We start from the raw sequence: 7,978 nt of genomic DNA, 5'->3' as shown, positions 1-7,978 counted from the left end.
GAGGGATAGGGCGCGGTCCTCTTGGCGATCAGGTTTCGTCATGTTTTGAATATGGTACAAAACGTCGTATATAGCAACGTTATTTCCGACAATTCATATCATTTCCGAAATGAGCCGAACGGGCCTTCGACCCCCACAAGCGCGGGCATAGCACTCGGGCCCCCCCATCCTGAGCACTTGGGCGCGGGCGATTCCTTAAGTCTAGCCGCGTGGACCTCCTGTAGTTGAGCGGAATCGGTCTATAACGTCGACAAAGGAAGAGTGATGACCGAAGCCACCGCCGCCAATTTTATTCGCGAATATCTGTCCCGCATGGCGGACATCCGAGGAACTGGAGGCGCAACCAAAGAGACGTCTTATTATTCGGCTCTCGAAAATCTTCTCAATCATTTTGGAAAAACGCCCAAGCCGCAAGTCATTTGCAATGGCCAACTCCGCAATCAAGGTGCGGACAATCCCGACTTCGGCCTCTACACAAAGAGTCAGATACAGGGAGGCGAACCTCGCAAGGGCCAAATTCCAGAGCGTGGGGTCATTGAGGTAAAGGGGGTCGCCGATAGCACCTTGCTCACAGCGAAAAGCGAGCAAGTAACCAAATATTTCGGCTTTTACCGCTTGGTTCTCGTCACAAATTACCGCGAGTTTCGACTAATTGGCGAGAATGCCAACGGCGAACCAACAGAGCTCGATCGATACAGTCTTGCTGCTGACGCAGCTTCTTTTTGGGCTATGACCGCAAAGCCTGGACCAGCCGTGCAACGCCACGGAGTTCATTTCGCCGAATTCTTGCAACGCGTGATGATGATCGCTGCACCCTTGGTAAGAGCCGAGGACATTGCGTGGTTTTCAGTGAAGAAAGGGCAGACCCGTTGCCGCGCGTATGTGCGCGCGAATCATATCGACATCGCTATGATCCAGCCGCAACGCCGCTGCTGGCGGCAGGCCTTCCATCAGCAGGAGCTGGCTCCAACGCGACCGCGAAAAGGCGGTGCGTAACTCGAAAGGAGCTATCAGCTTTTCCATGCGTCCTGCTGCGTAGCGCAGGGTTTCCTCGTCGCCATTGGCAAACATCTGGATGATCCCGGCGTTGCCGAGGAAGGATTCCCAGGATTTTGAGTAGTAGCGCTGGAGCTGCGTGATGTCCTGCAAGACCACCCACAATTTGACACCGAAACCTGGGAAATACGCCGCCGCGCGTTCCATGATCTCCATATGGCCGAGTGTCGCAAACTCTTCCATCATGAACAGGATCGGGGGTCGGGTGCGAGGATAGGGTCCGAGACCTTCCAGCACCGTGCATGTCAGTTGCACGATCAGCCGCATCCATCGCGCATGCTGCTCCATGCGTCCAACCGGCAGACACATAAAAATGGTCGCCGGTTTATCGGCCCTCAGAGTGGAGAGCTTGAAGTCTGAGTGTCGCAAGATTTTGCGTAACGCTATGCTGTCCAGAAAATCCGTCTGAACCGCGGCAGTCGAGAAGATGCTTCCGCGCTCTCCCTGCGGAGTATTCTTAAACCGCCTTCCGATCCCCGCTGGAATGCCGCCAAAGGCCGCGCCCATACTCTCCATGCGATTGAGCAGCCCCTTGAGCGCTTCCGCATTTGCGTCGAAATAGGCCTTCTTATCGTCTTCCGACGCCTCTGCCAGCCGTTGCGCGGCGGCGGCGCGCGCCGCACGGGCGAGTGGTCCATAAGTCAGGCACAAGAGCTCGCGGACGGTTACCAGATGGCGTTCGCTCTTCTCCAATGTCAGGGTCAGCAGAATGAGACCCTTCAGAAGCGCCCTGGCTCCATTGGAGAAGTGCCGGCCATGTCCATCACCATCATCCATTACAAGCGCATTCACGATCGACGTGACATCATCGATCAGGTTGGAACTGTCCACGTCGAGCTCATCTAGCGGATTGAAACTCGCCGAAGGCTGACCGGATTGGCCAAAGGCATCGAGCACATACGAGTTATGACCCAAGGCACGACGAAGGTACGCTAAGCGCGCGAGTTCGCCCTTGGGATCCATGATCAAAGCCGAGCCTGGATAAGAACAAACATTCGGCTCCAACACGGTCGAGGTCTTTCCGGCCCGTGCACCGGCCACCGTCACCATTGGCCTGTCGTCGAGATGGCCCAGGAAATGATCCCCAATTTTACCGAGAATAATTTGGCCCGGCACATAACGGTGCCGCATGAGCTCGTTTGGCGACATCCAGTAATTGACGCGCTCGCGATCTGCCTTAAGGCGCGCCATGAGTACGCCGCGCGGCAATGCCACCTCAAAAAGCTCGCGCGTCCGCCCGTCGAATTGCGGTAATCCCGGTTGTGTTGACGTGTGTGGCTCCGTGGTTCGTGTCGCCCACTTCCTTCGTTCGCTCTTGAAAAAGTCAAACATGATCGCCTCCGTTGCTGACGTCTTTCAATATCCCGAACCGGCGCGGTCGGAGGCGGAGTGTTTGAGAGCTGTCGGTAAAGCCTTGCAGTTGCCGTTGCGAGCGCGTCGCCACGTTTCAGTCGTCCTGTTGCCGCATGCGTTCCCGTCGCGCGGCTCGTGCCGTTGACCGCTCATGTGCCCTTTCCGAGAAGTCCCGCGGGCTTGAATGTTGCGGGTTCTAGGGCCGCCGTCGCCGCGAAGACCGTCAATCGCTTTTCCCCATAACGAAGAGGCGGTTGCGCTGAAGCGCAGACCGCCTTTCGTTCCGGGTCGCCGCAGCGTCGCAGGTTCACGATGGGCCATGAGCTGGGGCATTTTCTGATGCCCTCGCACATACCGGACGAGGAAGGCCGTTTCCTTTGCTCGCAGAGCGACATGGCGCTGCTCAAACCGAAGGAGGGCGACCGCCGCGCGAAGATGGAAGTCGAGGCAAACCGGTTCTCGTCGCTGATCCTGATGCCGCCTCCCGCGCTGAGGACCGAGATCGGCAGGAAGTCGGCGCCGAGTCTCGAACACATGCTTTCGCTCGCGACGAAGTTCGACGTCAGCAAGGACGCGATGGCCCGGGCCTATGCGGAATATCACTCGGAGACAATTGCCTTCGTCGTGGTCCGCGACGGCAAGGTGCTCCGGAATTACCGCAACAAGATCCGGTTTCCCTATATCACGGCGCTCAGTGGCAAGGCCGTACCCGAGAGGTCGTTGTTCTACCGCAAGGGGCTGCAGATAGGGGTACCGAGCGACGTCGATACGCGACTACCCGAAAACTGGATTGACGTTGAGCGCGGCCGTCAGGCCCCAACGATGAGCGAGCAGGTCTATCTTCAGTCCAACGGCTTTGCCCTGATCATGCTTTGGTACGAACCTGCCGACGATCCGGATTACGACGAAGACGGCGAGCGCACGGCCAAGGAACGATTGAAACATCGACAATCGCGGTACTCCTGATCTGGAGGCCGTCACAGGGCTACAAAGGGCCGCCGACCAGCCGGTCTGCCGGCCCTTCATGGCTTCACGGTTACCCGCCCAGGCGAAGAGGGAAGTTTGGCAAGACCATCCTTATCGTCCATCGAAATCTTGGACGCCCCCGCCGTCGCCGTTCTCGCCCGCGTAGGCCGTGCGGCGCTGCCGAGCGGACCGTCCGGCCTCATATCGCGCTTGGGGTCGTTGAAGCGTTGACGAATCCTCGATCGATGGCCGGATCGCGGCGGTGCGGGACCTCGGGCTATCCGGGTGCTGGTTCGCCGCCAGCCGCTTCCGCTCGCTTCGTGGCGGTCTCCCTCAGCTTGAGTATGCGGTTCGCCTCGGCCCGTACCGCAAGGGTCCGCATCGGATCACGGACGAACGCATCGCCAAGACGATATCTTCCGTTCTTCGGAGGGGCCGCGTCACCACCACCTTGGGAAGCGACATGCGTTGCGTATCTCGCTCCATGCCAAGCAGCACGCGTTTTCGGCCCTCGCTCTGCACGGGTCGGTCAGTCATGCGGCGGTTAGAACATATCAAGAACAAAAGAGTCGAGTCCGTCGATGGACGAAACGTGAAAAATGATGCCTGGGCGGTTTCTCGGATGTCGGAACCAAGGGTCCCCGTTCGTCTTGAGTCCGAGCCGTCCCTCTTTCTGGAGTACCGAGTCCATGGCCCCCCGCGCGAACTGGAAAGGCTTTCTGCGTCTTTCGCTCGTCACCTGTCCCGTCGCGCTCTACCCGGCTACGTCGGAGTCCGAGAAGGTCTCGTTCAACCAGCTCAACCGGAAGACCGGCCACCGGATCAAGTACGCAAAGGTGGATGCCGACACCGGCGAGGAGGTGTCCAACGAGGACATCGTCAAGGGCTACAAGGTCGACACCGACACCTTCATCGAGGTGACGAAGGAGGAGCTCGAGAACGTCGCGCTGGAATCGACGCGAACCATCGAGATCGACGAATTCGTCGACCGCAGCGAGATCGACCCGAGGTACCTGATCCGTCCCTACTACCTGGTGCCGGACGGGAAAGTCGGCCACGACGCCTTCGCGGTCATCCGCGAAACCATCCGTGAGATGAACAAGGTCGCGATCGGACGCGTGGTTCTGACCAATCGGGAGCACATCATCGCGCTCGATCCGCTGGACAAGGGCTTAATGGGAACGTTGCTGCGCTATCCCTACGAAGTCCGCTCCGAAAAGGAATATTTCGACGACATCCAGGACGTCAAAGTCACCAAGGACATGCTCGATCTCGCCAGGCACATCGTCAATCAGAGGGCGGGCCATTTCGAGCCGGACAAGTTCGAAGACCAGTACGAAACCGCGCTCCTCGATTTAATCAACCAGAAGCGCGCAGGCAAACCCATCGCCGCGAAAGAGCGGCCGCGCGGCGAGAACGTGGTGGATCTGATGGACGCGCTGCGCAAGAGCATTGGAGGGGGCGCGGCGGCCGCGACAGAGGCGCCGAAGAAGTCAGCCAAGAAGCCGCGCAAGGCGGCGGCCGGTCAGAAGGAAATGCTAATGCCGATCGCGGGCAAGAAACCGGCGAAGGAGATAGTGGCGAAGAAGCCGGCGGCCAAGCCGCAGCGGAAGTCGGCCTAGCGTCCGCGATGGCTTCGCGGAAATCGCAAAGCGCCGGGCTCCTCCTGTTTCGAGGAGGTGCCGCCCATCTGGAAATCCTGCTCGGTCACCCGGGAGGACCATTTTGGCAAAACAAGGATGACGGTGCCTGGAGCATCCCGAAGGGCCTGATCGGCGCCGACGAAGCGCCGCTATCCGCCGCTCGCCGCGAATTCGCCGAAGAAACTGGACACGACCCGGACGGAGACTTCTGGCCGCTCGGCGAGGCGCGGCAGCCGGGTGGCAAGATCGTTCAAGCTTGGGCCGTCGAGGGCGACTGGGATCCCGCACTCATCAGCAGCAATACTTTCGAAGTGGAATGGCCGCCGCGCTCCGGACGCCGTCGGAGTTTTCCGGAGATCGACCGCGCCGCTTGGTTCGGTATCGCCGACGCAAGACGGAAGATCCTAAAGGGACAGACGGTTTTCGTCGATCGATTGCTTGAGAGCGCCATGGCAGTTTGCCGCGACAACCGATAGTACCGGCCCGAAAATGTTCGACTTAACCTTCCTCGGAACCTCGGCCAGCGTCCCGTCCGCCGAACGCAACCATCCGGGCCTCCTAGTGGAAGCCGGGGGCCACCGCATCATGGTCGACTGCGGAGAGGGTACGCAGCGCCAATTACTCCGGAGCGGCGCTGGCTTCAGAAGGCTCGATCGGCTCTTGCTGACGCACAGCCATTTCGACCACGTGCTCGGCATTCCTGGTCTGTTTTCGACGCTGCGGCTGCGGCAAAGCACCGATGTCATGACGATCCACGGCAGCCCGGGGACGCTCGACGTCGTCGTCCGGATGCTCGCCGGACTCTGGGGCGAGGAGCATAGCCGGCCAACTTTTAGGGCATCTCCTACAAAGGGGTCGACGTGGGACGGCCGCGGGGCTGGACAACCAAGTTGATACCCAACTTTCCGAACAAACGCTCCAGGATCGGACGCGCACGCTCCGGATTGCCCATCTGGAACACTGTATAAAGAAAATCGAGTCCATCGACGATGACGTCGGCAATGTCAGCGTCGAGCGGGGGTGAAATTTTGCGGTTTTGGGCGGTCTGCGGGACCAAAAATAATTTTGGTATAACTCGGGAAGGCTGCCGTTCGCGGCTCCTTGTGCCATGGCGTCGATAAACACCGCCGCCTCGAGCGTCACTGCCAAGAGTTCAGAAATGCCTTCGCGGTCTTCAAGTCGGCGGTTTTAAAACCCTCGCTGAAGCGATCGTATACCGATTGCAGAAGGCTGCGCGCCTCGGCGATCCGGCCTTGATCATGCTGCAGGCGCGCAAGGCTTGTGGATGTTCGCAGCTCCCATGACAGGGCGCCTTGCCGGCGCGCCCATTCGAGTGATTGTAAAAAGTGATCTTCGGCTGCCGTCGCGGCCTGCGGTGCACCATCGCGCAGGACGAGTTCGCCCTTGATGCGCAGGAGCTCGGCGACGCACCAGCGCTCCTCGATGCGCTCGGACCGTGCGAGCGCCTCGTCGATTATCGAGAGTGCTTCGGTAGCGTTACCGTCGCGACCGAGGGCGTCTGCCATCTCGGCGCGAAGTGGGGTGAAGAGCAGGCTAAAGGCGTTGTGTGGGACGCTTGCGAAGGCGGCGCGCATAGGCTCCAACCCTGCGCCAATGTCGCCACGCTTGATGAGCAGCACGCTTCCAAAGCATCGACCCACAAGGCCCCACAGCTCCAGCGCGTGCTGGGCCGAAAGCTCCAGGAGCGCCTTCACGTAGCGCTCTGTTAAGGTTAGATCACCGACGAGAAGCGCGACGAGGGCCGACTGAAGCAGGGCATTGGCCAGCGACAGCGGGTGATTGCTGGCGCGAGCATCGACTACAAGGCATTCGATGCTATGCATGGCCTGTTCGGAAAATCCCTGCAGCCAGAGTATTCGTGAGTGATACGTATGCGCCACCATCCGTTGGTCATAGTGAAACCTGCAGATGTGCGATCTTTTGGCGACATAGCGATCCAGCATGCGCTCGATGTGTCGCCGCGCACCTTCCAGGTTGCCCAAGGCAACCTGCACTAGGCCAACCTGGAGGTCGCCGAGTGGGCCATCGGCAGGATCGGTGGTTTTCGCCGCGTAGCTGCAAAATCTTTCGGCCAACGCCAGTGCCGCCCGATAGCGGCCGCCCGTGAAGCAGTCGACATACAAGCCCCAAAGTGCTCGCAGGCGATAATCCGCGTCGTCGAGGGCTTCCGCCATCTCGAGGGCAACTGTCCAGGCTGCTGCCATCTCGGGGCATGAGCCCTTCGTCAGAAAGAGCGCCGCGCCAAGCGCCGCTTGCAATTGCATATTGCGACGTGCGTCTCGGTTCTCGGCCGGGCCGGAAAGCGCCCGCTCGACGCGGCCGCGACATTCCACCATTAGCGACAGGTGCACCCACAGCGGCACCGCAGCCACGGTGAGCGCAGCGCCGACTTCGGCAGCGCCGGTCGGCGAGAAGGCCCAGTCCAAAGCCGCGCGCACCTGTCCGATCTGATGGCCATAGCGCACCAGCCACGCAGCCGTTGGCAACGTGTCCAGCTCTATTTCGGCTCTATCAAAGAGCTCCCGGTAATAGTTGGCGTGGCGTCGTGCCACTTGGTTGAACTCGCCGCTTTCTACGAGCTTCTCGATGGCGTAAGCACGCGTGGTCTCGTGTAGCCGATGGTGTGCGATCGTACTTCCGGCGTCCAAGATAACCAGGGACTTCATGACGAGGTTCGCCAGCGAGCTGGCCACCTCGGATGCGGCGATCTCGCGACCCGCAACCAAGCTCGCCGCTTCTGCCGTAAAGTTGCCGACGAACACGGCAAGGCGCCGCATCACCAAGCGCTCGGGTTCGGGCAGCAACTGATAGCTCCAATCCAGCGTCGCGCGCAGTGTCTGGTGCCGCGGCAGAGCCGTTCGGTGGCCACCGGTCAACATTCCCAGGCGATCGTCCAGGCCTGCGGCGACCTGCTGGAGCCCGAGGGTAACGACGCGCGC

General features: G+C 60.2%; 4 protein-coding genes and 2 pseudogenes. 4 read left to right on the top strand and 2 right to left on the bottom strand.

Annotated elements, in window-relative coordinates:
• Window positions 1-846: 846 nt before the first annotated feature.
• Window positions 847-2,388 (bottom strand): type IV secretory system conjugative DNA transfer family protein, encoded by a 1,542-nt coding sequence (locus tag ABSE61_RS35145; RefSeq protein WP_423875764.1) that lies wholly within the window; start codon window positions 2,386-2,388, stop codon window positions 847-849.
• A gap of 321 nt (window positions 2,389-2,709) precedes the next feature.
• Between ABSE61_RS35145 and ABSE61_RS35140 the strand changes: the two are divergent.
• The 4 genes and pseudogenes from ABSE61_RS35140 to ABSE61_RS35125 form a co-directional block, all read left to right on the top strand.
• A pseudogene (locus ABSE61_RS35140) lies at window positions 2,710-3,375 on the top strand (ImmA/IrrE family metallo-endopeptidase); the annotation flags it as partial.
• A gap of 689 nt (window positions 3,376-4,064) precedes the next feature.
• Window positions 4,065-4,997 carry a non-homologous end joining protein Ku gene (gene ku, locus ABSE61_RS35135; RefSeq protein WP_423875763.1) on the top strand — a complete coding sequence of 311 codons (933 nt, stop codon included), beginning with the start codon at window positions 4,065-4,067 and terminating at the stop codon, window positions 4,995-4,997.
• Between the two features lie 8 nt (window positions 4,998-5,005).
• Complete coding sequence (locus ABSE61_RS35130; RefSeq protein ID WP_423875762.1) at window positions 5,006-5,494, top strand: NUDIX hydrolase; 489 nt, start codon at window positions 5,006-5,008, stop codon at window positions 5,492-5,494.
• Window positions 5,495-5,507: 13 nt separating this feature from the next.
• Window positions 5,508-5,831, top strand: a pseudogene (locus ABSE61_RS35125) (MBL fold metallo-hydrolase); the annotation flags it as partial.
• Between the two features lie 326 nt (window positions 5,832-6,157).
• On the opposite strand, the gene ABSE61_RS35120 reads toward ABSE61_RS35125, so the two are convergent.
• A partial coding sequence (locus ABSE61_RS35120) for an ATP-binding protein (protein ID WP_423875761.1) occupies window positions 6,158-7,978 on the bottom strand: 1,821 nt, incomplete at its 5' end.

It is taken from the genome of Bradyrhizobium sp. (assembly GCF_049519115.1).
In the GTDB taxonomy this organism is placed as follows: Bacteria; Pseudomonadota; Alphaproteobacteria; order Rhizobiales; family Xanthobacteraceae; genus Bradyrhizobium.
The sequence above is the reverse complement of the archived record's forward strand: the minus strand, read 5'-3'. Positions and strand labels throughout refer to the sequence as shown.